The organism is Streptomyces sp. NPDC127114, from assembly GCF_042677525.1.
Classification (GTDB): Bacteria; Actinomycetota; Actinomycetes; order Streptomycetales; family Streptomycetaceae; genus Streptomyces.
This window is the reverse complement of record NZ_JBHXTJ010000008.1, coordinates 198476-222509: the sequence shown is the minus strand read 5'-3', so window position 1 is coordinate 222509 and position 24034 is coordinate 198476. Positions and strand designations below refer to the sequence as shown.

General features: G+C 73.1%; 23 protein-coding genes. 13 read left to right on the top strand and 10 right to left on the bottom strand.

All coding sequences use genetic code 11. The features are described from left to right. Positions 1 to 139 precede the first annotated feature (139 nt). Together ACFVGS_RS11685 and ACFVGS_RS11680 are read left to right on the top strand one after the other, a co-directional pair. A complete protein-coding gene (locus tag ACFVGS_RS11685; protein WP_384413788.1) occupies positions 140 to 988 on the top strand; it encodes a DUF4190 domain-containing protein in 849 nt (282 codons plus the stop codon). 65 nt (positions 989 to 1053) lie between these two features. Further along, a complete protein-coding gene (locus ACFVGS_RS11680; protein WP_385692381.1) occupies positions 1054 to 2823 on the top strand; it encodes an NAD+ synthase in 1770 nt (589 codons plus the stop codon). A gap of 18 nt (positions 2824 to 2841) precedes the next feature. Here the strand turns inward: ACFVGS_RS11680 and ACFVGS_RS11675 are convergent, their stop codons facing one another. From ACFVGS_RS11675 to ACFVGS_RS11665, 3 genes are all read right to left on the bottom strand, one after another. Next, positions 2842 to 3864 carry an endonuclease/exonuclease/phosphatase family protein gene (locus ACFVGS_RS11675; protein ID WP_384413793.1) on the bottom strand — a complete coding sequence of 341 codons (1023 nt, stop codon included), beginning with the start codon at positions 3862 to 3864 and terminating at the stop codon, positions 2842 to 2844. Between the two features lie 189 nt (positions 3865 to 4053). Next, positions 4054 to 4761, bottom strand: coding sequence for a TetR/AcrR family transcriptional regulator (locus tag ACFVGS_RS11670; protein ID WP_384413796.1), 708 nt, complete (start codon positions 4759 to 4761; stop codon positions 4054 to 4056). A 22-nt stretch (positions 4762 to 4783) separates the two neighbouring features. Next, on the bottom strand, positions 4784 to 6358 hold the full coding sequence (locus tag ACFVGS_RS11665; RefSeq protein ID WP_384413799.1) for an MFS transporter: 1575 nt from the start codon (positions 6356 to 6358) through the stop codon (positions 4784 to 4786). Between the two features lie 248 nt (positions 6359 to 6606). On the opposite strand from ACFVGS_RS11665, the gene panB reads away from it, so the two are divergent. The 3 genes from panB to ACFVGS_RS11650 all read left to right on the top strand — a co-directional run bounded on the left by panB (position 6607) and on the right by ACFVGS_RS11650 (position 9541). After that, complete coding sequence (panB, locus tag ACFVGS_RS11660; RefSeq protein WP_384413802.1) at positions 6607 to 7470, top strand: 3-methyl-2-oxobutanoate hydroxymethyltransferase; 864 nt, start codon at positions 6607 to 6609, stop codon at positions 7468 to 7470. 215 nt (positions 7471 to 7685) lie between these two features. Beyond that, the gene (locus ACFVGS_RS11655; RefSeq protein ID WP_384413805.1) at positions 7686 to 8687 is read left to right on the top strand and encodes an ATP-binding cassette domain-containing protein; all 1002 of its coding nucleotides are present in this window, start codon (positions 7686 to 7688) and stop codon (positions 8685 to 8687) included. Next, the gene (locus ACFVGS_RS11650) at positions 8684 to 9541 is read left to right on the top strand and encodes an ABC transporter permease (protein ID WP_384413808.1); all 858 of its coding nucleotides are present in this window, start codon (positions 8684 to 8686) and stop codon (positions 9539 to 9541) included. The genes ACFVGS_RS11655 and ACFVGS_RS11650 overlap by 4 nt, the downstream gene beginning before the upstream one ends. 34 nt (positions 9542 to 9575) lie before the next feature. Here the strand turns inward: ACFVGS_RS11650 and ACFVGS_RS11645 are convergent, their stop codons facing one another. After that, entirely contained in the window at positions 9576 to 12941 is a 3366-nt protein-coding gene (locus ACFVGS_RS11645; protein ID WP_384413811.1) for a BTAD domain-containing putative transcriptional regulator, read from the bottom strand. Between the two features lie 200 nt (positions 12942 to 13141). Here ACFVGS_RS11645 and ACFVGS_RS11640 point away from each other — a divergent pair, with 200 nt between their 5' ends. Continuing rightward, positions 13142 to 13939 carry a site-2 protease family protein gene (locus ACFVGS_RS11640; protein ID WP_384413814.1) on the top strand — a complete coding sequence of 266 codons (798 nt, stop codon included), beginning with the start codon at positions 13142 to 13144 and terminating at the stop codon, positions 13937 to 13939. Here the strand turns inward: ACFVGS_RS11640 and ACFVGS_RS11635 are convergent. Further along, positions 13936 to 14160: a hypothetical protein gene (locus ACFVGS_RS11635; protein WP_384413817.1), complete on the bottom strand. Its 225-nt coding sequence runs from the start codon at positions 14158 to 14160 to the stop codon at positions 13936 to 13938. The genes ACFVGS_RS11640 and ACFVGS_RS11635 overlap by 4 nt on opposite strands. Positions 14161 to 14216: 56 nt before the next feature. Further along, positions 14217 to 14918, bottom strand: a complete 702-nt coding sequence (npdG, locus tag ACFVGS_RS11630; protein WP_384413820.1) for an NADPH-dependent F420 reductase — start codon at positions 14916 to 14918, stop codon at positions 14217 to 14219. Between the two features lie 101 nt (positions 14919 to 15019). On the opposite strand from npdG, the gene ACFVGS_RS11625 reads away from it, so the two are divergent. Together ACFVGS_RS11625 and ACFVGS_RS11620 are read left to right on the top strand one after the other, a co-directional pair. After that, positions 15020 to 15625, top strand: a complete 606-nt coding sequence (locus ACFVGS_RS11625; protein WP_385692380.1) for a hypothetical protein — start codon at positions 15020 to 15022, stop codon at positions 15623 to 15625. 70 nt (positions 15626 to 15695) lie between these two features. After that, entirely contained in the window at positions 15696 to 16997 is a 1302-nt protein-coding gene (locus tag ACFVGS_RS11620; RefSeq protein WP_385692379.1) for an MFS transporter, read from the top strand. Positions 16998 to 17003: 6 nt separating this feature from the next. Here ACFVGS_RS11620 and ACFVGS_RS11615 read toward each other — a convergent pair whose 3' ends face one another. After that, positions 17004 to 17495, bottom strand: coding sequence for a hypothetical protein (locus ACFVGS_RS11615; RefSeq protein WP_385692378.1), 492 nt, complete (start codon positions 17493 to 17495; stop codon positions 17004 to 17006). Between the two features lie 35 nt (positions 17496 to 17530). Then, positions 17531 to 18058, bottom strand: a complete 528-nt coding sequence (locus ACFVGS_RS11610) for a plastocyanin/azurin family copper-binding protein (protein WP_385692377.1) — start codon at positions 18056 to 18058, stop codon at positions 17531 to 17533. A 121-nt stretch (positions 18059 to 18179) separates the two neighbouring features. On the opposite strand from ACFVGS_RS11610, the gene ACFVGS_RS11605 reads away from it, so the two are divergent. Continuing rightward, positions 18180 to 18851, top strand: coding sequence for an RNA polymerase sigma factor (locus ACFVGS_RS11605; RefSeq protein ID WP_384413835.1), 672 nt, complete (start codon positions 18180 to 18182; stop codon positions 18849 to 18851). Next, on the top strand, positions 18848 to 19564 hold the full coding sequence (locus ACFVGS_RS11600) for a zf-HC2 domain-containing protein (RefSeq protein ID WP_384413838.1): 717 nt from the start codon (positions 18848 to 18850) through the stop codon (positions 19562 to 19564). Before ACFVGS_RS11605 ends, ACFVGS_RS11600 begins: the two co-directional genes overlap by 4 nt. Positions 19565 to 19782: 218 nt before the next feature. Here ACFVGS_RS11600 and ACFVGS_RS11595 read toward each other — a convergent pair whose 3' ends face one another. After that, positions 19783 to 20046, bottom strand: coding sequence for a hypothetical protein (locus tag ACFVGS_RS11595; RefSeq protein WP_384413841.1), 264 nt, complete (start codon positions 20044 to 20046; stop codon positions 19783 to 19785). Between the two features lie 57 nt (positions 20047 to 20103). Here ACFVGS_RS11595 and map point away from each other — a divergent pair, with 57 nt between their 5' ends. Beyond that, a complete protein-coding gene (map, locus tag ACFVGS_RS11590; RefSeq protein ID WP_384413844.1) occupies positions 20104 to 20961 on the top strand; it encodes a type I methionyl aminopeptidase in 858 nt (285 codons plus the stop codon). A gap of 123 nt (positions 20962 to 21084) precedes the next feature. Then, positions 21085 to 21738 (top strand): heme oxygenase (biliverdin-producing), encoded by a 654-nt coding sequence (locus ACFVGS_RS11585; RefSeq protein WP_384413847.1) that lies wholly within the window; start codon positions 21085 to 21087, stop codon positions 21736 to 21738. A gap of 57 nt (positions 21739 to 21795) precedes the next feature. Here the strand turns inward: ACFVGS_RS11585 and ACFVGS_RS11580 are convergent, their stop codons facing one another. Further along, the gene (locus tag ACFVGS_RS11580) at positions 21796 to 22482 is read right to left on the bottom strand and encodes a PhzF family phenazine biosynthesis protein (RefSeq protein WP_384413850.1); all 687 of its coding nucleotides are present in this window, start codon (positions 22480 to 22482) and stop codon (positions 21796 to 21798) included. A 383-nt stretch (positions 22483 to 22865) separates the two neighbouring features. Between ACFVGS_RS11580 and efeO the strand changes: the two genes are divergently transcribed. After that, on the top strand, positions 22866 to 24026 hold the full coding sequence (gene efeO, locus ACFVGS_RS11575) for an iron uptake system protein EfeO (protein WP_384413853.1): 1161 nt from the start codon (positions 22866 to 22868) through the stop codon (positions 24024 to 24026). Positions 24027 to 24034 lie beyond the last annotated feature (8 nt).

The following is a 24034-nucleotide window of genomic DNA, read 5'->3' as shown; positions in this document are numbered from 1 at the left end:
CGGTCGGGAAGTGGATCACGAACACATCTCGTTCACAAATCAAGTGGTCTCTTCACATGCGGCTGGCTTACGGTCGTGATCTTCCAGGGGGTGGGCACTCGTGCCGGCATCCCCGTGCACCTGCCACGAAGGACCGCGCATGACCATGCCCACCCACTCCCCCGACCAGCCCTACGGCCCGCCCGGGATGCCCGGCGTGCCGCAGGCGCCCGCGCAGCCGCCCCGCAACGGGCTCGGCACCAGCGCGCTGGTCCTCGGCATCCTGGGCGTGATCTTCGCGATCATCCCGGTCACCTTCTGGCTCGGCGGGATCCTGGGTCTGCTGGCCCTGATATTCGGCATCGTCGGCACCGCCCGGGCCGGCAAGGGCCTGGCCACCAACAAGGGCAGCGCCCTCGCCGGCCTGATCCTCGGCGCCCTCTCGATCGTCGCCTCGATCGCGTGGACGATCGCCATCGCGACCGCCGTGAAGGACGTCGCCGACGAGCTCGAGAAGGAGCTCGACCAGAAGGGCGGGACGACCGCCTCCGCCACGCCGGGCGGCGAGGCGACGGGCGAGCCCACCGCCCAGCCGACCGAGCAGGCGCCCAAGACGCTGAAGTTCGGCGACACCTTCACGTACGAGGACGGGATCAAGGTCACCGTCTCCAAGCCGCGCGCCTACCAGCCGGACGGCTTCGCCGTGAGCCACAAGAAGGGCAACAAGGCCTTCCAGGTGACGGTCACCGTCGTCAACGGCGGCAAGCAGGCGCTGGACGGCGCCGTCGTCCTGCCGGAGGCGACGGACGCCAACGGCACGGCGGCCGAGATGGTCTTCGACGGCAGCCTCGCGAGCGCGCCCTTCAGCGGCAAGATCCTCCCGGGCAAGCAGGCCAAGTCCGACTTCACCTTCTCGCTCCCCGCGGACGCCGCCGGGGAGATGCAGGTGGAGATGTCGCCGACCGTCCTGGAGCACGACGCGCAGTTCTGGACCGGCCCGACCAAGTGACGCCGGGACGAGAGGTTCCCGCCGTTCGCCACGACATAGCGTCGAATTGACGATAAACTGAGGGCGTGCCTCAACTACGCCTCGCTCTGAATCAGATCGACTCCACGGTCGGCGATCTCGCCGGGAACGCCGAGGCCGTCGTCCACTGGACCCGGCACGCGGCCGGCCAGGGTGCGCACCTCGTCGCGTTCCCCGAGATGACGCTGACCGGCTATCCCGTCGAGGACCTGGCGCTGCGCCCCTCGTTCGTCGAGGCCTCGCGGGCCGCCCTGAGGGCGCTCGCGCGACGGCTCGCGGACGAGGGACTCGGCGAGCTGCCCGTGGTCGTCGGCTACCTCGACCGCTCCGACCGCGCGAAGCCGCGGCTCGGGCGGCCCGCCGGGTCGCCCGAGAACGCGGCGGCGGTGCTGCACCGCGGCGAGGTGGTGCTGCGCCTCGCCAAGCACCACCTGCCCAACTACGGCGTCTTCGACGAGTACCGCTACTTCGTCCCGGGCGACACCATGCCCGTGCTCCGCGTCCACGGCGTGGACGTGGCCCTCGCGATCTGCGAGGACCTGTGGCAGGAGGGCGGCCGGGTGCCGGCGGCCCGCAGCGCCCGGGCCGGCCTGCTGCTGTCGGTCAACGCCTCTCCGTACGAGCGGAACAAGGACGACACCCGGCTCGAACTGGTCCGCAAGCGGGCCCAGGAGGCCGGCTGCACGACCGCGTACCTGGCGATGACCGGCGGTCAGGACGACCTGGTCTTCGACGGCGACTCGATCGTCGTCGACGCGGCCGGCGAAGTGATCGCCCGCGCCCCGCAGTTCTCCGAGGGCTGCGTGGTGGTCGACCTCGACCTGCCCGCGGCGCTCCCGCTCGCGGAGGCTCCCGCGGACGGCACGGTCGTCGACGACGGGCTGCGGATCGACCGGGTGGTGCTCTCCGAGGAGCCGCTGCCGGCCTACGAGCCCGAGGTGACGGGCGGTTACGCGGAGCGGCTCGACGACGACGAGGAGGTCTACTCGGCCCTGGTCGTCGGCCTGCGCGCGTACGTGAACAAGAACGGCTTCCGCTCGGCGCTCATCGGCCTGTCCGGCGGCATCGACTCGGCCCTGGTCGCCGCGATCGCCTGCGACGCGCTCGGGGCGGCGAACGTGTACGGCGTGTCGATGCCGTCCAAGTACTCCTCGGAGCACTCGCGCGGCGACGCCGCCGAGCTGGCCCGGCGCACCGGGCTGCACCTCCGCACGGTGTCCATCGAGCCGATGTTCGACGCCTACATGGGCGCGGTGGGCCTCACCGGGCTGGCCGAGGAGAACCTCCAGGCGCGGCTGCGCGGCACGCTGCTCATGGCGCTGTCCAACCAGGAGGGACACCTCGTCCTCGCCCCGGGCAACAAGTCCGAGCTCGCGGTGGGCTATTCGACCCTGTACGGGGACGCGGTGGGCGCCTTCGGACCGATCAAGGACGTCTACAAGACCTGGGTGTTCCGGCTCGCCCGCTGGCGCAACCGGGCCGCCGAGGAACGCGGCCAGACGCCGCCGATCCCGGAGAACTCCATCGTCAAGCCGCCGAGCGCCGAACTGCGCCCCGGCCAGGTCGACACGGACTCGCTGCCCGACTACGAGCTCCTGGACCGGATGCTCGAACTGTACGTCGACCGCGACCAGGGCAAGGACGAACTGGTGGCGGCGGGATTCGACCCGGAACTGGTGACCAGGACCCTGCGCATGGTCGACCTGGCCGAGTACAAGCGCCGCCAGTACCCGCCGGGCACGAAGATCTCCGCGAAGGGCTTCGGCAAGGACCGCCGGCTGCCGATCACCAACCGGTGGCGGGAGACGCCCCTGTAAGCGGCCGGTGAGGGACGGTCAGAGCCTGACGCGGGCGGCCACCGGAAGGTGGTCGCTCTTCGTCTCCGGCAGGGTCCAGGAGGACACCGGCTCCACGCCGCGGACCAGGATCTGGTCGATGCGGGCCATCGGGAAGGACGCCGGCCAGCTGAAGCCGAAGCCGTCGCCCGCCGCGCCCTGGGTGGAGCGGAGCTGGGAGGTCACGCCGTTGAGGGCGCGGTCGTTCATCGTGCCGTTGAGGTCGCCGAGCAGGACGATCCGCCGGTGCGGGTCGTGCGAGATGGCCTCGCCGAGGGCGTTGGCGCTGTCGTCCCGCTGGTTGGCGGTGAATCCGGCGTCCAGCCTGACGCGTACGGAGGGGAGGTGGGCGACGTAGACGGCCACCTCGCCCGCCGGGGCGGCGACCGTGGCCCGCATGGCGCGGGTCCAGCCCATGCGGATGTCCACGGGTCCGGCGTCGCGCAGCGGGTACCTGCTCCACAGGCCGACCGTGCCCTGCACCGAGTGGTACGCGTACGTGTCGGCGAGGACCCGCTCGTACGCGGGCACCATGTCGCCCTTGAGCTCCTCCAGGGCCACCACGTCGGCGCCGGAGGCGGCGATCTGACGGGCCGTGCCCTCGGGGTCGGGGTTGTCGGCGTTCACGTTGTGGGTGACCACGGTGAGGTCGCCGCCGGTCTGCGACTTGTCGACGACCAGCCCGCCGAAGAGGTTGAGCCAGACCACGGCCGGCAGGACGAGGGCGATCAGGGCGGTCGCCGAGCGCCGCAGCACGGCGAGGACGAGCAGCACCGGCAGGAACAGGCCGAACCAGGGCAGGAAGGTCTCGGACAGGCTGCCGAGGTTGCCGATCCGGTTGGGGATGTCGGAGTGAAGGCCCATCACCAGGGCGAGCAGCACGGCGCACAGGGCGAGGACGATGCCCCGGCGCCAGATGCCGCGGTCGCCGCGCAGGCGCTCCAGGGCGGTCCGGAACCGTGAGCCGGAGCGCTCGGTTCCCGCTCCGCCGTGCTCGGTCCCCGTCATGTCCACCCGCGTCATCGCCGTCGTCCTCACTGCCTTGCTGCCTTGCTGTGCGACCCGGTGTCGACCCTAGGCGATTCCGGGCCGGTCGTACTCTTCGAGGGACGACAGCCGCGCGTGGCGGGTTCCTGCAGGTGGCGCGGGGCGTACGGCTGTGACAGAACGCGCACATTCGTACGGATCGCCCGCTCCGGCGGTCGGGGCGGTTCAGGAGCGCGGGCGCAGCCCCTCCAGGACGGCGTCCACGATCTCCTCGGGCAGGCCGGGCGACAGAGGGGCGCCGGGGCGGATGACGGTGCGCAGCAACAGGGGGCCGACGAAGAGGTCGTTGACGAGTTCGACGTCGAGGTCGGCCCGGAGCTCGCCGCGCTCCATCCCACGTTGGATGGCGGCCAGGCCCATGCGGCGGCGGGGCTCGATGACGGTGTGGTGGTAGGCGTCCCACAGCTTGGGATACGACTGCATCTGCGAGAAGACGTTGTGCAGCAGCGCGGAGGTCCGCTTGACGAGGCCGCGCTGCCGCAGCGACTCCAGGAGCCTGACGAGGTCGTCGCGGACCGAGGTGCCGGGCAGCACCGGGTCCGGGGGCTCGACCGAGCGCAGGAGCTCGATCAGGAGCTCCTCCTTGCCGGCCCAGCGGCGGTAGATCGTGGCCTTGCCGACGCCGGCGGTGCGGGCGATCTTCTCGATGGACAGCTCGGTGAGCGGCACGCCGCCCTCCAGGAGTCCGACCACCGCGTCGAAGATCGCCTGGTCCGCCGCCTCGCTGCGGGGCCGCCCGCGCCGTGCGGCCCCCGCGCCCGCGCCCGGCCCGGCCTCGGGGCCGGAGCCGGGGCGGGCGGGAGCGGGCGCGGCCGCGCGCGCGGGGTCGGGGCCGGGGCCGGCCGTGACCGCCCGGCCGTTCTCCTGCGACACGTCTTCCGCCTCTCCTCCTGGGCTACCTGGGGACCGATTCTCCCGCGTCCGCGCGGCTGCCCGGGACCGCCGCCGCGGGAGGCCGGCCTTCCGGTGTGCGGCCGGGCAGGAACAGCGCGACGACGACCGCGCCGAGGACGGCGACGGCGGCCGAGCCGACGGCGGTGACGTGCATCGCGTCGAGGAAGGCGTCGTACGCCGGGGCGACCAGGCCGCGGCCGGCCGGGCCCAGCTTGTCGGCGACGGCCAGGGTCGCCTCGATCGACTCGCCCGCCGTCTCGCGCAGGCCCGCCGGGACGGCGCCGAGGTGGCCCTCGATCTCACCGCGGTAGGTGCTGGAGAGCACGGAGCCGAGGACGGCCACGCCGAGCGCGCCGCCGACCTGCCGGAAGGTGTTGTTGACGGCGGAGCCGGAGCCGGCCTTCTCGCGCGGCAGCGACTGCATCACGGCGACGGTGACGGGCGGCATGATGTGCGCCATGCCCGCTCCCTGGAGGAAGAAGACGGCTTCCAGGACCCATACGGGCGTGCCGGCGTCGAAGAAGGCGAAGGCGGCCAGGCCCACGGCGACGGCGAGCATGCCGACGGTGCACACGGCCTTCGCCCCGAAGCGCTCGACGACCAGCCGGGCCCGCGGCGCGAACACCATCTGGGCGACGGCGAGCGGCAGGATGAGCAGGCCGGACTCCAGTGCGCTGTAGCCGCGGACGCTCTGCAGGTAGAAGGCGGAGAAGAAGGTCACGCCCATGAGGGCGAAGAAGACCAGCGCGATGGCGGCGACGGCGGCCGAGAAGGCGGGCTTGCGGAAGTACGAGACGTCGAGGGCCGGGTGGTCGCTGCGCTTCTCGTACAGCACGAAGGCGACCAGGACCGCGAGGCCCGCGAGGGACGGCACGAGCACGGTGACGTCGGTGAAGCTGGCGAGCTCGCCGCCGCGGATGATGCCGTACACGAGCAGGACGAGCCCGAGGACGGAGAGCAGCACGCCGGGCACGTCGACGCGGCCGGGCCTGGGGTCCTTGGACTCGGGGACCAGCCAGACCATGAGCGCGAGTGCCAGGAGCACGACGGGGACGTTGACCAGGAAGACCGAGCCCCACCAGAAGTGCTCCAGGAGCACGCCGCCGGTGATCGGCCCGATGGCGATGGCGAGACCGACGCCGCCGGCCCAGATGCCGATGGCCTTGGGCTGCTCGTCGCGCTCGAAGACGTTCATCAGGACGGCGAGGGTGGCGGGCATGACGAAGGCGGCGCCGAGGCCCATCACGGCCCGGTAGGCGATGAGCTCGCCGGGGCCGGTGGAGAGCGCGGCGAGCGCGGAGCCGATGCCGAAGACGGTGATGCCGAAGAGCAGGACCTTCTTGCGGCCGAGGCGGTCGCCGAGCAGACCCGAGGTGAAGAGCAGTCCGGCGAAGACGAGCGTGTACGAGTTGATGGCCCACTCCAGCTCGCTCTGGGTGGCGCCGATGCCGACGGGGGCGGGACTGGCGATCGTCTTGACCGCGACGTTGAGGATCGAGTTGTCGAGGACGACGATCAAGAGGCTCAGCATGAGCACGCCGAGGATCGCCCAGCGACGGCTGTGTGACGTTGACATGATCCCCACCCTAGGCCCATTTCGATACGAGACCGTCTCGTATCGAAAAAGCTGACGGACTCTTTACGTTCCGGCCGGCCGCCCGCCGACGCCCGAAGGCCCCCGAGCCCGGTGTTTCCGCGGTGTGAACAGCGCCACGCCGCTCCGCTGCCCCGCCCCGCTTCCCCGCCCGCCCCGCGAGGTGCCACCATGGATGTGGTCCGGGGACGCCACAGGGCGCCTCGAGATGACAAAAGGAGCCGTTCACCATGACGCTTCAGGCTGCCCAGAAACCGCCCGCCGACAGCAGCAAGGCGCTGTACGGAGGGAAGGGCACCCGCCGCATCACCGTCCACGACATCGCCGCCGCCAAGACCCGCGGCGAGAAGTGGCCCATGCTCACCGCCTACGACGCCATGACCGCCTCCGTCTTCGACGAGGCCGGGATCCCGGTGATCCTCGTCGGCGACTCCATGGGCAACTGTCACCTCGGCTACGACACCACCGTGCCCGTCACGATGGACGAGATGACGCTGCTCTCCGCCGCCGTCGTACGGGGCACCCGGCGCGCCCTCGTCGTCGGCGACCTCCCCTTCGGCTCGTACCAGGAAGGGCCCGTCCAGGCCCTGCGCAACGCCACCAGGCTGGTCAAGGACGCGGGCGTCGGCGCGGTCAAGCTGGAAGGCGGCGAGCGCTCGCTGCCGCAGACCGAGCTGCTCGTCCAGGCCGGCATCCCCGTCATGTCCCACCTCGGCCTGACCCCGCAGTCCGTCAACACCATGGGCTACCGGGTGCAGGGCCGCTCCGACGAGGCCGCCCACAAGCTGCTGCGCGACGCCAAGGCCGCGCAGGACGCGGGCGCCTTCGCCGTGGTCCTGGAGCTCGTCCCGGCCGAGCTGGCCGCCGAGGTCACCCGCTCCCTGCACATCCCCACCATCGGCATCGGCGCCGGTCCCGACACGGACGCCCAGGTCCTCGTCTGGACCGACATGGCCGGTCTGACCGGCGGCAAGGTGCCGCGCTTCACCAAGCAGTACGCCAACCTGCGCGAGACGCTCGGCGACGCCGCCCGCGCCTTCGCGGAGGACGTCACCGGCGGGGCGTTCCCCGCCGAGGAGCACACCTTCCACTAGCCAGTCCGGTAAGACGCTCCCCCGCGGCCTCCGGCACGGGAGGAGCGCCACAGCCCGCCGACCGTCCCCCGTCGGCGGGCTGTCGACCGTCCGCGCCGGCCCCGTCCGGCGACGTCACGCCGACATGTCCGCCGACAGTCCGCCGACACCCGCGGGCGCGCCGCGGGCGGCGCTGTCGGTCGGCTGTCGGTGCGCTGTCGGTGGCCGCCTGTTCCATGGTGGACATGACGCGATCACACACCAACGCCGTCGAGGTCCGGGGCCTCGTGAAGCACTTCGGCGAGACCAAGGCGGTCGACGGGATCGACCTGGACGTACGCGAGGGCACCGTCCTCGGCGTCCTCGGTCCCAACGGCGCCGGCAAGACCACCCTCGTCCGCTGCCTGTCCACCCTCGTCGTCCCGGACGCCGGGACCGCCGTCGTCGCCGGCTACGACGTGGTGCGCCAGCCCCGTCAGCTGCGCCGCACCATCGGCCTCACCGGCCAGTACGCCTCGGTCGACGAGAAGCTGTCCGGCTGGGAGAACCTCTACATGATCGGGCGGCTGCTCGACCTCTCCCGCAAGGACGCCCGCCGCCGCGCCGACGAGATGCTGGAGCGCTTCTCCCTCACCGAGGCCGCCAGGCGCCCGGCCATGAACTACTCCGGCGGCATGCGGCGCCGCCTCGACCTGGCCGCCTCCATGATCGGGCGGCCCGCGGTGCTCTACCTGGACGAGCCCACCACCGGTCTCGACCCGCGCACCCGCAACGAGGTCTGGGACGAGGTCCAGCGGATGGTCGCCGAGGGCGCGACCGTGCTGCTCACCACCCAGTACATGGAGGAGGCGGAGCAGCTCGCGAGCGAGCTGACCGTCATCGACCGCGGCCGGGTCATCGCCAAGGGCGGCGTCGAGGAGCTCAAGGCCCGCGTCGGCGGCCGCACCCTCCAGGTCCGCCCCGCCGACCCCGCCGACCTGTCCGCCATGGCGGCGGCGCTCCGCGAGGCCGGCCTCGACGGGATCGGCGGCGCGTCCGTCGTCCCCGACGAGGGCCTGCTGTACGTGCCGATCCTCAGCGACGAACAGCTGACCGCCGTCGTGGGCCTGTTCGGCGCCCGCGGCTTCGGCATCAGCCACATCGGCACCCATCTGCCCAGCCTCGACGAGGTGTTCCTCGCCATCACCGGCGAGAAGACGAACGTGTCCGACGCGATCCGCGAGGAGGTCGCCGCATGAGCGCCCCCACCCTCTCCCAGTCACCCGTGGACGCCCCCGGCGCCACGCCCGCCACGGCCCCCGCCGGCCGCGCCGACGGCCGGATCGGCCTGCGGGCCAACCTCCGCCACATCGGCGCCCTCGCCCGGCGCAACGCGCTGCAGATCAAGCAGGACCCGGAGTCGATGTTCGACGCCGTCCTGATGCCGATCGTCTTCATCCTGCTGTTCGTGTACGTCTTCGGCGGCGCCGTCGCCGGCAAGGGCAACCAGCAGGAGTACGTGAACTACCTGGTGCCCGGCATGATGGCCATGATGGGCATGAACATCGCGATGGCCGTCGGCACCGGCATCAACGACGACTTCAAGAAGGGCGTCATGGACCGGTTCCGGACCATGCCGATCGCCCGTTCCTCGGTCCTCATCGCGAAGATCGTCGTCGAGATCGGCCGCATGCTGGTCGCCACCGCGATCCTGCTGGGCATGGGCTTCCTGCTCGGCCTGGAGATCCGCACCTCGGTGCTCGACCTGGCAGCCGCCATCGGCCTGTCCATGGTCTTCGGCGCCGCCCTGATGTGGATCTTCATCCTGCTCGGTCTCACCTTGAAGACGGCCCAGGCCGTCCAGGGAATGGCCATGCTCGTCCTGATGCCGCTGCAGTTCGGTTCCTCGATCTTCGCCAAGCCGACCACGATGCCCGGCTGGCTGCAGACCTTCACCGACTACAACCCGCTGTCCAACCTCGCCGACGCCGCCCGCGCCCTCATCAACGGCGGCCCCCTCGCCCACTCCGTGTGGATGACGCTCGCCTGGGCCGTCGGCATCACCGTGGTCACGGCGCCGCTCGCGGTCGCCAAGTTCCGCAAGAAGACCTGATCCGCCGACGCGGGGGAACGGTACTCGGCGCGCCTCAGATCGCGTCGGCGCGTTCGAGCAGGGCGGCGGCCTCCTCCAGGGAGAGGCCGCCGCCCTCGGCGTACGCGGCCTCGAACACGGTGTCGTCGCCGAGCGCCGCCCGGGTCAGCGCGGTGGCCCGCGCCACGTTCTCCCGCTCCAGCGGAGGCGCCTGGTGGGCGGGCGGCAGCAGCGCCTCGTACGCGCCGAGCAGCACGGCCGCCGTACGGGCCCCGGGGCCTCCGAGTCCGGCCAGCGCCCACGCGGCGCTGACGAGGTGGATCGCCGGCATCGCCGGGGCCACCATCATCGACAGCGCGCCGAGGGACCGCCCGTACGCCCTCCGGGACAGCTCGAACGCCGGGCCGTACTCCTCGTCGAGGTTGTACACCCAGCCCAGGCTGCCGAGCGTGAAGCCCTCGAAGAGGGAGAAGGTCTCCGAGCTGAACTCGTCGAGGAGCCGGTGGAGATGGACCCGCGCCTCGGCGGTCCGGCCGGTCCGGCCGAGCAGCAGCGCGAGGAAGATCCGGGCCGCGAGCATCGGCTCGTGACCGCGGCCGTGCTCGCCCTCGACGACCTCGCGCAGGATGCGCTCCGCCTCGTCCTTCCGGCCGGTCTCGATCAGCATGTCGGCGTAACGGGCGCGCAGCAGCGCCATCTGCGACTGGGCGCCGATCCGCCGCGCGTACTCGATGGCCGCCGCGAAGTCCTCCGCCGCGCCCTGGAACTCGAGCCGCCGCTCCCGGGCCTCGGCCCGCGAGGACAGTGCCTCGGCCGCGCCCCAGGCGTCGTCGAGGCGTACGAAGATCTCCAGGCTCTCCTCGGCGTCGGCGGCCGCGCTCTCGGCCAGGTCGGCCCGGTTGGCGCGCATGTTGGCGCGCAGCTGGAGAGCGTTGCCGAGCTCCCAGTCATAGCCGTAGCGGCGGCAGGCGGCCACATGGGCGTCCAGGGCCTCGCCCATGCGGCCGGGTTCGGCGATGAGCAGGACGGCGAAGACGCTGAAGGAGCCGGGCAGCCGGCAGGTCTGCGGCAGGCCCGGGGCGTAGACGGAGGTGATCCGCCGCAGCCGCGCCACGCCCTCCGGGGTGGTCCACCGGCCGGTCTGGTGGTCCATGTTGAGCAGCTCGACCAGCCGCACCCCGCGCCGGGCCTCCCAGAGCCGCTCCTCGTCCAGCGGCGGCGGCGCGGCGGCGACGGGCTCGTACAGCGGGACGACCGGGCCCGCGTCCGGTCCGAACGGGTCGGGCCCGAGCGCGGCGACGGCCTCGGCCCAGTGCAGGGCGTCGGAGCGCAGGTCCCGCATGTTCCAGTACCAGATCAGCGCGTGTACGAGCACCAGGGCCTCGTGCTCGTCGCGTGCGGCGACCGCCCGCCGCAGGGCGGTGCGCAGGTTGCCGTACTCGACGGTGAACCGGCCCATGGCGGCGACCTGTCGACCGGTCCGCAGCTCGGGGTCGGTGAGCCGGGCGAGCTCCCGGTAGTACGTGAGGTGTCGGCGCTCGGTGGCCGCCCGGTCCCCGGCCTCGTCGAGCCGCTCCCCCGCGTACTCGGCGACGGTCTCCAGGAGCCGGTAGCGCATGCCGCCGCCCCCGGGACCACCGTCCGGCGCGGCGACCACGAGCGACTTGTCGACGAGGGACCCGAGGACGTCGAGCACCTCGGGTCCGGCGGGTCCCGCGCCGGGTCCGGCCGTGCCCTGGGCGGGCTCGCCGCAGACGGCCTCCGCCGCCTCCAGGTCGCAGCCTCCCGTGAAGACCGACAGGCGGCGCAGCACCGCGCGTTCGGGCGCGTCGAGGAGGTCCCAGGACCAGTCGACGACCGCGCGCAGGGTCTGCTGGCGCGGCAGGACGGTCCGGGCTCCGGAGGTGAGCAGCCGGAACCGGTCGTCCAGCCGGTCGGCGATCTGCCGGGCCGTCAGCATCCGCAGCCGGGCCGCCGCGAGTTCGATCGCCAGGGGCAGACCGTCGAGACGGCGCACGATCTCGGCCGCCGCCTCCGGGTCCTCCTCCACCTCGAAGCCGGGCCGCACGGCGGCGCCGCGCTCGCCGAGGAGGCGGAGGGCGGTCTCCGGAGGCAGCGGGCCCACCGGGCGCAGCACCTCGCCCGGCACGCCCAGCGGCTCCCGGCTCGTCGCGAGCACCGTCACGCCGGGGCAGCGGGCGAGCAGCGTCTCCGCCAGCCCGGCGGCCGCGCCGATCACGTGCTCGCAGTTGTCGAGCAGGAGCAGCATCCGGCGGCCGGCGCAGTGCTCGACGAGCCGGCCCGTGGGCTCCTCGCCGAGGCGCAGTTCCTCGGCGCCCGCGCCGCGCAGCACGGTCTCGCGGGCGCCGAGCGCGCCGAGGACGGCCTCGGTGACGGCCTCCGGGTCGGTGACGGGGGCGAGTTCGACGAGCCAGACGCCGTCGGGCCATCCCCCGCCGGCGCCGGCCCGCTCGGCGGCCTCCTGCGAGAGCCGGGTCTTCCCGGCGCCGCCGGGCCCGAGGAGCGTGACGAGCCGGCCGGCCCGCAGGGCGTCCTGGAGGGCGGAGATGTCGTCCTCGCGACCGACGAAGCTGGTGAGCCGGGCGCGCAGGTTCCCCACGACGGGAGCGGAGCCCGTCGCCGAGCCGGTCAGGGAGCCGGTCGCGGAGCCGGGAGGGGCGGCGTGAGGACGATCGGCCGGCGCGGCGCCCGCCAGCAACTCGGCGTGCAGGGCGCGCAGTTCCGGGGACGGGTCCGCGCCGAGCCGCTCGGCCAGCTCGCGCCGCACCGCTTCGAAGGCGGCGAGCGCCTCCGACGGACGGCCCGCGTCCCGCAGGGCGCGGATCCGCAGGGCCTGAAGGGGCTCGTCGAGCGGATGCCCGGCGCACAGGGCGTCGAGCTCGGGCAGTACGGCGGCCGCCTCGCCGAGCGCGAGCGCGGCGGCCAGCCTGGCCCGGCGGGCGTCGAGCCGGCGCGCCTCCCAACGGGCGGCCTCCGCCGCGCCGTCGGGCAGATCGGCGAGCGCCGGCCCCTTCCACAGGGCCAGCGCCTCGTCCAGCAGCTCGGCCGCGCGCTTCGGCCGCCCCGCGTCCAGTTCCCGTACGCCCTCGGCCGCGAGCCGTACGAAGCGGTGCGCGTCGACGTCGTCGGGCGCGGCCGCGAGCCGGTAACCGCCCTCGGTGGACAGCACCCGCTCGTGCCCGAGGGCCCTGCGCAGTCGTCCGACGAGCGCCTGCAGCGCGGCCACCGCGTCGGCGGGCGGCTCGCCGCCCCACACCTCGTCCACGAGCAGGCCCACGGGCACCGCCCGGCCGGCCCGCAGCGCGAGGACGGTGAGCAGCGCACGCACCCGCGGCCCGCCGACGGTGACGGTGCCTTCTGACGTGTGAGCCCCAGCGGCCCCGAGGACGGAATAGCGCACGCCCCCATTCTCCGCGAGCCCGCCCGCGACCGGCGCCCGGGCCGCCGGTGCGGGGGGCCGGGGTACGGGCGGCGCCGGTGCGGAGGGCGGGGCCAGGGGCCGGTGCGGGGGGCCGGGGCCGGAACCCCGGAGCGGGGCCGGTACGTTTCCCGCACACGCGGCCGACCGGCCGACGGACCGCAGCCCCGGGGAGAAGCTCCATGTCCACGACCACCCATCGCCACGACGAGCGGCGGATCAGCCCCGTCTTCCTGGCGATCCTCGCGGTGATGGCCGTCACCGGCTGGGCCGTGTGGACGGACTTCGCCGCGCTGCCCGGGCTCGCGGTGTTCCTCTTCGTGACCGCGGCGTGGATCGTGTCGCTCTGTCTCCACGAGTACGCCCACGCCCGCACCGCCCTGCACAGCGGGGACATCACGATCGGCGCCCGCGGCTATCTGACGCTCAACCCGCTCGCGTACACCCACGCGGTCCTGAGCGTCATCCTGCCGGTGCTCTTCGTGATCCTGGGCGGCATCGGTCTTCCCGGCGGCGCCGTGTTCGTCGACCGCGGCCGGGTGCACGGCCGCTGGAAGCACAGCCTGATCTCGGTGGCCGGGCCGCTCGCGAACGTCCTGTTCGCCGTGGTCTGCACGGCGCCGTTCTGGCTCGACGCGCTCGACGGCGTGCCGACCGCCTTCCAGTACGCGCTCGCGTTCCTGGCGTTCCTCCAGGTCACGGCGGCGATCCTGAACCTGCTGCCGGTGCCGGGCCTGGACGGCTACGGCGTGATCGAGCCCTGGCTCTCGTACAACGTCAAGCGGCAGATCGAGCCCTACGCGCCGTACGGCTTCTTCGTCGTCATCGCGCTGCTCTTCGTCCCGGCGGTCAACGGGGCCTTCTTCGACGGCGTCGACGCGCTGATGCAGGCCCTGGGCGTGCCGGAGCTGTCCCGCGCCTGCGGCTCCGAGATGTACCGCTTCTGGCAGGGCGAGGCGCCGGAGATCTGCGGGGCCTAGTCCTGCGTCATGCGGGCGCGCTTGACGTAGAACCACGCCATGTTCGAGGACAGGCCGGCGAACAGGACCCACACCACTCCCAGCCAGCTGCCCTGGGCGAAGGAGACGACGGCGGCCACGACCGCGAGGACGCAGACGGCGAGGGCGTAGAGGGCGAGACGGGGCATGGGGGTCGGCTCCTGTCCGGGTACGGCTGATGGTGCCCGTCCAGTGTCCCCCATGCCCTGCCCCGCGCCGGGACCGGCTCGGGCGTCCGTGCCGGGGTGGGGCGTCCGGCTCAGACGTCCGTGACGCGCAGGCCCGCGTGGGCCTTGTAGCGGCGGTTCACCGAGATCAGGTTGGCGACCAGCGACTCGACCTGGTGGGCGTTGCGCAGCCGGCCCGCGAAGACGCCGCGCATGCCCGGGATGCGGCCGGCCAGGGCCTGGACGAGCTCCACGTCGGCGCGGACCTCGCCGAGGACCATCACGTCGGTGTCGATCTCGTCGATCGAGGCGTCCTGGAGGAGGACCGCCGACAGGTGGTGGAAGGCGGCGGTGACCCGCGAGTCCGGGAGCAGCGCGGCGGCCTGCTCGGCGGCCGAGCCCTCCTCCGGCTTGAGCGCGTAGGCGCCCTTCTTGTCGAAGCCGAGCGGGTTGACGCAGTCCACGACGAGCTTGCCCGCGAGCTCCTCGCGCAGCGCCTCCAGCGTCTTCGCGTGGCCGTCCCACGGCACGGCGACGATCACGATGTCGCTGCGCCGCGCGCACTCGGCGTTGTCGGCGCCCTCGACGCCGAGGCCCAGCTCGTCGGCCGCGGCACGGGCGCGGTCGGCGGCGCGCGAGCCGATGATCACCTTCTGGCCGGCCTTGGCGAGCCGGTAGGCGAGCCCCCGGCCCTGGTCGCCGGTGCCGCCGAGGACGCCGACGACGAGTCCGGAGACGTCGGGCAGGTCCCAGGGGTCCTTCGGGGCCTGCGGTGCAGTGGTGGAGGAAGTCATGGCCTCGACATTACTGGCCGGTCGGCCCGGTGGTCCCCGTCCGGGTGAGTCCGCCGCGAAGGGGCTGCGCGCGGCGGGCCGGGCGGGCAGCATGCGGGGCCATGGACGCCGTACGTGTCGCGCTGCTGCGCGAAGTGCTCGCCGGGACCGAGTGGCCGGCCGCCGCCCGGCGCTTCGCGGGCTCGCTCCGGTCCTCCGTCGTCTCCCACGGCGGCGGGCTGCTGCTCGTCGGCACGGCGGAGTACGAGCCGTGGCACCTGGCCGCGCACCTCGTCGACGAGTCCGCCTGGTCGGGCCGCCCCGAGCTGGCCCCGACCCTGGTGCGGCACCGGGTACGGGCCGGCGACCCGGCGCACCTGGCCGTCGGGCTCGGGCGGATCGAGTCGGCGGGGCGCGGGGCGACCCTGCTCATGGTGGCGCCGTCGCGGCCGGACGAGGGGCTGCTCGAACGGGTCCACGACGCCCGCCGGGCGGGCGCGACGGTGCTGTCACTGGACGGTGGCGACGCCGAGCTGCTCGGCCTGGCGCACGAGACGCTGACGGTGGCGCCGGACGCCGAGGTCGACCTGGACACGGTGCAGCACCTGGTGAGCGCGGCGACCGGCGAGAACTGCCTGCCGCCCGCCCCGCGCGGCCGTCTCCGCTTCCGCGACCGCCTCTCGCGCCTCGCCGACCAGCTGACGGCCCCGCCGCCGGCGCGCTGGTGACGGCTGCGGCCCTCGCCGCGCCGCGTAAATCAGTTGCCGGGGGCGCCGACCGTGCCGAGCATGGCACGTCGTGAAACGCCTCGCCCGTCTCCTCCCCGATCTCGCGCCCTGGCGCTCCTCGGCCGACTTCCGGCTGCTCTGGGTGCAGGGCGCCGTCACGGTCTTCGCCTCGTTCATGGCGCTGGTGGCGCTGCCGCTGCAGATCAAGGAGCTGACCGGCTCGCCGTTCGCGGTCGGCGCGATGGGTGTCGTGGAGCTGGTGCCGCTGGTCGTGTTCGGGCTGTACGGCGGGGCGCTCGCGGACGCCGTCGACCGGCGGAAGGTGATCCTCGCGACGGAGGCGGGCCTCGGCGTGCTCGCCCTGGTCCTGCTCGTGAACGCGCTGCTGCCGGAGCCCGTGCTGTGGCCGCTGTACGTCGTCGCGGCCGGTGTCTCCGCGCTCTCCGGCCTCCAGCGGCCCGCGCTCGACTCCCTCCTCTCCCGCATCGTCCCGCACGGGCAGCAGACGGCCGCCGCCGCGCTCAACTCGCTGCGCTGGCAGATCGGCTCCATCGCCGGGCCCTCGCTCGCGGGTCTGGTCGTGGCGTACGCGGGACACTCCGCCGCGTACGCCGTGACCTTCGCGGGCTATCTGGTGTCGGTGCTGCTGTGCCGGCGGCTGTCGCCCGCGCCGCCGGCGCACGACGCCGACAAGCCGTCGCTCCGCGGGATCGCGGAGGGCGCGCGGTACGCGTGGTCGCGGCCGGTGCTGCTGGGGACGTACGCCGTCGACCTGGCGGCGATGTTCTTCGCCTTCCCCAACACGGTCTTCCCGTTCCTCGCGGACGACCTGGACGCGGAGTGGTCGCTGGGTCTGATGTACGCGGCCGGGTCGGTGGGCTCGCTGCTCCTCGGGCTCACCAGCGGCTGGACCTCGAAGGTGCGGCGGCACGGCGTCCTGGTGGCGGTGGGCGCGGCCGGCTGGGGGCTCGCGATCGCGGCGGCGGGCTGGTTCGGGAACGTGTGGGCGGTGCTGCTGTGCCTGGCGTTCGCGGGCGCCGGCGACATGCTGAGCGGGCTCGGGCGCTCGACCATCTGGAACCAGACGATCCCGGAGGAGCTGCGGGGCCGCCTGGCGGGCATCGAGGTCCTGTCGTACAGCGTCGGCCCGCAGCTCGGCCAGGTCCGCGCGGGCACGATGGCCGGCTGGACCGGCACCCGGCCGGCGGTCTGGTCGGGCGGCGTCGCGTGCGTGGCGTCGGTGGGGCTGCTCTGCCTCGCCCTGCCGAAGCTCCTCGCGTACGACGCCGAGACGGACGAGGACGCGCTGGCCAGAAAGGCCCAGCAGCAGGCGACGGCATCGGAACCGGCGACGCGGACGGCGACGGCCTGACACCCCCTAGGAGCCGTCCTCCCGTCCGGAAGGCCGGCGGGGATGAGCGCGGTGCGGCTCGTGCGGAAGGTGTGGGAGGTGCGGAGGGTGCGGGAGGTGCTGGAAGTGGTGGTGGCTGAGCGTGGCCACCGCCAGTGTGGTCAGGACGACCACTCCCGCCGTCTCCACGCCGAGCGTGGGCCGCACCAGCTCGGCGTCCGGCGACTCCTCGAAGCCGAACAGGCCCGTGGTGAGGCTGAGGAACAGCGCGCCCAGGGTCCCGGCCGTGAACAGCGCCGTCACGGCGGCCACCGGCCCGAGCCAGCGCGTGGGCGTGACGAGCAGCGCCACGGCGAGGACGCAGCCGAGGACGCCGTTGAAGAGGAACAGCGCGCCGATGGTGGCGAGGTCACGGTAGCCGGAGTCCCACAGGTGCAGGTGGATCGCGGCCGTCGCGGCGGTCAGTCCCGCGGCCGCCACCCGCAGGAGCACCGTCGCCACCGCCCTTCTCGTAGCCATGTCCAGCTCCCCGTGGCCGGTTCTCGCGGCCGTCTCTAGTAGCCGGTGCCGGGACTCCGGTCCGGCGTGCCGTTCGTGCCGCCGCCCACGGTGATCTCGGTCTTCATGCCCATGTCCTTGTGACCGTCGACGGGGCAGTAGACCTCGTACGTGCCGGACTCCAGGGTCACCTTCAGGGTCGTGGACTCACCTGGGCCGACGGTCGCGCTGCGGTTCTCGCCGCCGGGTCCCTCGAACTCCAGGGCGTGGTCGTGCTGTCCGGTGTTCTTCGCGGTGAAGGTGTAGGCGCCGGGCTCGAAGGTCTGCTGCGAGAAGGTGATGCGGAAGTCGGAGAGCGTCGCGTCGACCTGGGTCGAGGCCGTGGTGTCGGCCGGCGGCGGTGTGGTGGCGCCGTCGTCGCCGTCTCCGTCGCCGCCGCATGCGGCGGCCAGCAAGGCGGTGAGGGCGGCGGCCGACATGCCGAGCGCGACACGGTCACGCCGGCGGCGTCGAGCGCCGGGGGTGCGCGGGGTGTGCGGGCCGGGTGGGGTGCGGGGGCTGGGTGGGGTGCGTGAGTACGTCATGGTTCGGTCCTCCGCAGGGGATACGGCGCAGCCGCGGGAAGGGATTGCGGGTCCGCGGCGCGCCCGCGGCGGACAATGGCCGTAGGCAATCCCCTCGGGGCGACGGTACGTATCCACGGGTATGCGGCGCATGGCCCTTCCCCTCGGAGGCCTGCCCCTCGGGCGGGTGTCCGACGAGGCACTGCTCTCCGGGCTGACGACGGGCGATCCGGAGATCGCGGTCGCGTTCGTGCGCCGTTTCCAGCGCACCGTCTTCGGTGTGGCCGTCGCCGTCGTCCGTGATCCCCAGCTCGCCGAGGACATCGCCCAGCAGACCTTCGAGCGGGCGTGGCGGCACGCCCAGGTGTACGACCCGCGGCGCGGTTCGGTACGGACGTGGCTGACGGCCGTCGCCCACAACCTGGCGGTCGACGCTGTACGGGCGCGACGGACCAGCCCGGTTCCGCCGGAGGACCTGGACGCGCTCCTCGGCCTGGTGACCGAGACGCCGGAGCGGTGGGCGCTCGCCGACGAGAGCGCGCGGCGGGTACGGCGGGCGGTGGCGGCGCTGCCGCGAGGGCAGGCCCGGGCGCTGGTGATGGCGGGGATCTACGGGATGACGGCGCGGGAGGTGGCCGGGGTCGAGGGCATTCCGCTGGGGACGGCCAAGACGCGGATCAGGACGGGGATGCTCAGGGTGCGGGTGCTCCTGGAGGAAGGGGAGCCCGGCGAGGGAGGGTGCGAAGCAGGAAGGTTCGGCCGAGGGGAGCGCGAGGAGAGGGAGCGGGACGAAGGGGAGGAGGGGAGACGGTGAGCGGCGCGGAGTGCGAGCGGCTGCGGGAGCGGGTCGCGGAGCTGGCGCTCGGGGTCCTGCCGGCCCGGGAGCGGGCCGAGGCGGTGGCCCATCTGGACGGCTGCCCGGACTGCCGGAAGCGGGTCCGGGAGCTGACGGCGGTCGGCGACGGGCTGCTCGGGCTGCTGCCGGAGGCCGAGCCGCCGGTCGGCTTCGAGACCCGGGTGGTGCGGGCCGTGGCCGCGGAGCCGCCCGTGCCGCGGCGGGCGGGGCGCGTGCGCGGGCGGCGGCTGCGGCTCGCGGCGGCGGCCGTCGCCGGTGCGCTGGCCTTCGGCTTCGGCGGCTGGGCGGTCGGAACGGCGGTCCAGGGCGCGCCGGCGGTGGCCGAGCGGACGGACGGGACCCTGCTGCGGGAGGCCGCGCTGCTCGCCGACGGCCGTGAGGTGGGCCGGTTCTACGCCCACGCGGGGGCCGGCGGCGGCTGGGTGTACATGTCGGTCGATCTGGAACGGGCCGCCGGCGGCCCGGTGCGCTGCGTCCTCGTGGCGGCGGACGGGTCGACGACGCCCGTGGGCTCGTTCCCGCTGAAGAAGGGTTACGGGTACTGGGGTGCGCCGGTCTCCGGAGTGGATCCGGGAGCGGTGACCGGCGCCCGCCTGCTGAGCCCGGACGGCACCGTCCTCGCCGAGGCCCGCTTCACCGGGCCGAGCGCCGAGCCCGGGGCAGGTCCCTGACCCGCCCCGGGCGCTGTCCGGCATCCGGCACATGGGCGGACCCGCCGCGGTCGGACGCGCCTAGGCCGTCTCTTCCGGATCAGGGCCGGGTCCGCGACGCCTGGCACGGCCTATCCGGCCCTGATCCGAAAGAAACGGCCCAGGTCGTGGCCCCGGCCGAGATCCGGAAGGGACGGCCCAGGCATCGCGGACCCGGTCAAGGATCCGCCGGTCAGGCCCTAGCGGCCGAAGCCGTCCCGGTCGCCCGGGTCCTCGTCGCCGACCGGTCCCCCGCCCGCCTTGTCGTGCCAGCGCGGGTCGGTGTCCCACTCCAGGTTCCGCTCGCGGGCGGTCTCCATGGCGTGGGCGGCCTCCTCGCGGCTGGTGTAGGGGCCGAAGCGGTTCTTGGCCGGGCACTCGGGGCCCTCCTCGACCTTCTTGTGCTCCAGGCAGTAGTACCACTCGCCCGGCTTGCCCGACGTGCGCTTCTTGAACAGGGCCATGTCGGCTCCTTCCTCCGTCACCATGCTGCCCCAGACGCGGTCGTTAGACTCGCTGACATGTCTGGCCAGTCGCTTCTCGTTCCGGGGGAGCTGTCCCCCCACCGTTCCGTTCCCGGGTCCATCCGCCGCCCCGAGTACGTCGGAAAGCCCGCTCCCACCCCGTACACCGGTCCTGAGGTGCAGGACGCCGAGACGATCGAGCGGATGCGCGTCGCCGGCCGCCTCGCCGCGCAGGCGATGGAGGAGGCCGCCAAGCACATCGCGCCGGGCGTCACCACGGACGAGCTGGACCGGGTCGCCCACGAGTTCCTGTGCGACCACGGCGCCTACCCGTCCACGCTCGGCTACCGCGGCTTCCCGAAGTCGCTGTGCTCGTCCGTCAACGAGGTGATCTGCCACGGCATCCCCGACTCGACCGTCCTGAAGGACGGCGACATCGTGAACCTGGACGTGACCGCGTTCATCGGCGGTGTCCACGGCGACAACAACGCCACCTACCTGTGCGGCGACGTGGACGAGGAGTCCCGGCTGCTCGTCGAGCGGACCCGGGAGTCGCTGAACCGGGCCATCAAGGCGGTCAGGCCGGGCCGCCAGGTCAACGTCATCGGCCGGGTCATCGAGTCGTACGCCAAGCGCTTCGGCTACGGCGTGGTGCGGGACTTCACCGGGCACGGCATCAACTCGTCGTTCCATTCCGGGCTGATCATTCCGCACTACGACTCTCCGCACCACACGACGGTGATGCAGCCGGGCATGACGTTCACGATCGAGCCGATGCTGACGCTCGGGACGCACGAGTACGACATGTGGGACGACGGCTGGACCGTGGTGACGAAGGACCGGAAGCGGACCGCGCAGTTCGAGCACACGCTCGTGGTGACGGAGAACGGGGCCGAGATCCTCACGTTGCCCTGACGCGTCGCAGGGGTACGTTTTTACCGACAGGACGTCGGGAACCATTGACTTAGGTCTACCTAAGTCGGCACGATCGGCAGTGGTTCCCGACCCCTACGGTCCCGACGGTCCCGGAGGCACGCCTTGGACACCCCCTTCTCGACGCTCATCCGCACCGCCTCGCACGCACAGCACACGGAAGCGGAGTCGTCGTCGTTCATGAGCGACCTCCTCGGCGGACGGCTGGCCGTCGACGCCTACGCCCGCTACACGGAGCAGCTGTGGTTCGTGTACCGGGCACTCGAGGACGGCGCGGAGACCCTGAGGACCGACCCGGTCGCCGGGCCCTTCATACAGCCGGAGCTGTTCCGCACGGAGGCCCTGGAGCAGGACCTCGCCCACCTGCGCGGGCCCGGCTGGCGCGCCGGTGTGACCGCGCTGCCCGCCACCGAGGCGTACGCGGCGCGGATCGCCGAGTGCGCCCGCGACTGGCCGGCCGGCTACGTGGCGCACCACTACACCCGCTACCTCGGCGACCTCTCGGGCGGCCAGATCATCCGCGACAAGGCCGAGCGCACGTGGGGCTTCACCCGCAAGGGCGACGGGGTGCGGTTCTACGTCTTCGAGGACATCGCCAACCCGGCCGCCTTCAAGCGGGGGTACCGGGAGCTGCTCGACGCGGTGAACGCCGACGACCTGGAGAAGCAGCGGATCGTCGACGAGTGCAAGCGCGCGTTCGACTTCAACGGAGCGGTGTTCCGGCAGCTGTCGGACGAGTTCCCGCTCAGCGCCGCCTGACGCTCACAGGCTCGTGCGGTCACAGGCCGCCGCCCGCCCGCGCCCGCGCCCGGGCACTCACACGGTCAGGGTCCGCTCCAGGCGGACCCGGCCGCCGAGTTCGATGATGCCGTCGGGGCCGGGCGCGGTGAGCATCTGCGAGCCCAGGCCCTGGGTGATGTTGAGGGCGCGGCCGAGTTCGGCCGTGAGGAGCAGCGCCGCCGCGCCCGTCGCCTCGTCCTCGTCGATGCCGTCGCCGCGCCCGGGGAAGGCACGGGCCCTGATCCGGCCGGCGGCCTCCTCCTCCCAGGCCCAGGCGTAGATCCATTCACCCGGCTCGGGCACGTCGAGGGCCTCGACCTCGGCGGCGGAGCCGTACTGGCGCAGCGTGCGCGGCGGCGCCCACTCGGCGCGGGCCTCGATCCAGGTGAACTCCCCGTCCCCGCGCACCCACACCTCGCCGGCCGGCGGGCAGACCACCTCCACGTCGAGCAGCCAGGCCGCGCCGACGAGCGGGTGCCCGGCGAAGGGCAGGCGCACTCCGGGCGTGTAGATGTCGACGGTGCCGCGCTCCGGGTCGTCGACGAACACGGTCTCGCTGAAGCCGAGCTCCTTCGCGAGCGCCTGCCGGGCCGCCTCGTCGGGGTAGGCGCGCCCGTCACGCACGACGCCGAGGGCGTTGCCGTACCGGCCGTCGCCCGCGCAGAAGACCCGCAGGACGTCGATGTCAGTGGCGGCGGAGGGGCTCGTCGCGGTCGTGTTCATGGCGGAATTCAAGCATCCAGGCGTCCCATTCGGCGGCTCCACCCGGAATCGGCCACGCGGGCGTGCGGTCCCCGCCGTCGCTCCGGTCCACGCATGCGCGCGACCGGTAGGGGCGGCGGCCGGCCTCGTCGGCGGGCGGATCGCGGCGGCCGGGCCACCGGCCCCTACCCGTACGTAACTGAAATCGGGACAATTCCCCCCGCTTGACCGTCCCTTGACCGAGCCATGAAATCCCCATGAGTCCGCTGTGACCGTGCCGTGTCCGGTCCGCCGGGCCTGAGAGCTGAATCACTGGACGGGCGGGTATGGCTGAGGTAAGCCTCGGTTAAGTTAGGTCCGCCTCACCCCCGTCCCCCGCCCTTCCGTCCCCGAGTGGAGCCCTCATGCGAGCCGTCCGTCTCTCCGTCGTCACCGCCGCCGCGACAGCGGCGACCCTGGCCGCCGTCACGGGCTGCGCGCAGAAAGGCGACGACGCCAAGGGTGGCGACGGTGCGATCACCGTGGTCGCCAAGGACGACTCCTGCGAGGTCTCCAAGAAGGACTTCCCGGCCGGTCACCTCAAGCTGAACGTGGAGAACCGCGGCAGCAAGGTCACCGAGGTCTACGTCCTCTACCCGGACGACCGCATCGTCACCGAGCGCGAGAACATCGGCCCCGGCACCAAGGCCACCATCACCGCCGAGATCAAGGCCGGCGACTACGAGATCGCCTGCAAGCCCGGCATGAAGGGCGACGGCATCCGCCAGCAGGTCAAGGCCACCGGCGCCGGCGCCGGAACCGCCAAGCGCTCCCCCGAGATGGACGCCGCCGTCGCCGCCTACCGCCAGTACGTGCAGGCGCAGGCCGACGAGACGCTGCCCAAGGTGAAGAAGTTCACCGACGCCGTCCGCGCCGGCGACGTCGAGGCCGCCAAGGCGGCCTACGCCGACTCCCGCATCGGCTGGGAGCGCACCGAGCCGGTCGCCGAGTCCTTCGGCGACATCGACCCGAAGGTCGACGTCCGCGAGGACGGCCTGGAGGCCGGCCAGGACCCGGCGAAGGACTGGACCGGCTGGCACCGCCTGGAGAAGGCGCTGTGGCAGGACAAGAAGATCGGCGACCGCGAGAAGCAGCTCGCCGACCTCCTCGACAAGGACCTCGCGGACTGGGTGAAGCGGGTCGGCAAGGCCGACATCACCCCGACCTCGATGGCCAACGGCGCCAAGGAACTCCTGGACGAGGTCGCCTCCGGCAAGGTCACCGGTGAGGAGGAGCGTTACTCCCACACCGACCTGGTCGACTTCAAGGCCAACGTCGAGGGCGCCCAGAAGGCCTTCGAGCTGCTCAAGCCGGTCGCCCAGAAGAACGACCCGAAGCTGGTCGCCGAGCTCGACAAGCAGTTCGCCGCCCTGAACACGCTGCTCGACAAGTACCGCACGGACAAGGCGAGCTACGTCTTCACCTCGTACGACAAGGTCTCCAAGGAGCAGCGCAAGGAGCTCTCGGACGGCGTGAACGCGCTGGGCGAGCCGCTCTCCAAGCTCGCCGCCGCGGTCGTGAAGTAAGGGGGACA

Coding starts and splice junctions, on each gene's coding strand:
- ACFVGS_RS11685 (WP_384413788.1), top strand. CDS start 140: ATGACCATGCCCACCCACTCCCCCGACCAGCCCTACGGCCCGCCCGGG.
- ACFVGS_RS11675 (WP_384413793.1), bottom strand. CDS start 3,864: ATGACGCGGGTGGACATGACGGGGACCGAGCACGGCGGAGCGGGAACC.
- ACFVGS_RS11665 (WP_384413799.1), bottom strand. CDS start 6,358: ATGTCAACGTCACACAGCCGTCGCTGGGCGATCCTCGGCGTGCTCATG.
- panB (WP_384413802.1), top strand. CDS start 6,607: ATGACGCTTCAGGCTGCCCAGAAACCGCCCGCCGACAGCAGCAAGGCG.
- ACFVGS_RS11655 (WP_384413805.1), top strand. CDS start 7,686: ATGGTGGACATGACGCGATCACACACCAACGCCGTCGAGGTCCGGGGC.
- ACFVGS_RS11650 (WP_384413808.1), top strand. CDS start 8,684: ATGAGCGCCCCCACCCTCTCCCAGTCACCCGTGGACGCCCCCGGCGCC.
- ACFVGS_RS11640 (WP_384413814.1), top strand. CDS start 13,142: ATGTCCACGACCACCCATCGCCACGACGAGCGGCGGATCAGCCCCGTC.
- ACFVGS_RS11635 (WP_384413817.1), bottom strand. CDS start 14,160: ATGGGGGACACTGGACGGGCACCATCAGCCGTACCCGGACAGGAGCCG.
- npdG (WP_384413820.1), bottom strand. CDS start 14,918: ATGACTTCCTCCACCACTGCACCGCAGGCCCCGAAGGACCCCTGGGAC.
- ACFVGS_RS11625 (WP_385692380.1), top strand. CDS start 15,020: ATGGACGCCGTACGTGTCGCGCTGCTGCGCGAAGTGCTCGCCGGGACC.
- ACFVGS_RS11615 (WP_385692378.1), bottom strand. CDS start 17,495: ATGGCTACGAGAAGGGCGGTGGCGACGGTGCTCCTGCGGGTGGCGGCC.
- ACFVGS_RS11610 (WP_385692377.1), bottom strand. CDS start 18,058: ATGACGTACTCACGCACCCCACCCAGCCCCCGCACCCCACCCGGCCCG.
- ACFVGS_RS11605 (WP_384413835.1), top strand. CDS start 18,180: ATGCGGCGCATGGCCCTTCCCCTCGGAGGCCTGCCCCTCGGGCGGGTG.
- ACFVGS_RS11595 (WP_384413841.1), bottom strand. CDS start 20,046: ATGGCCCTGTTCAAGAAGCGCACGTCGGGCAAGCCGGGCGAGTGGTAC.
- map (WP_384413844.1), top strand. CDS start 20,104: ATGTCTGGCCAGTCGCTTCTCGTTCCGGGGGAGCTGTCCCCCCACCGT.
- ACFVGS_RS11580 (WP_384413850.1), bottom strand. CDS start 22,482: ATGAACACGACCGCGACGAGCCCCTCCGCCGCCACTGACATCGACGTC.
- efeO (WP_384413853.1), top strand. CDS start 22,866: ATGCGAGCCGTCCGTCTCTCCGTCGTCACCGCCGCCGCGACAGCGGCG.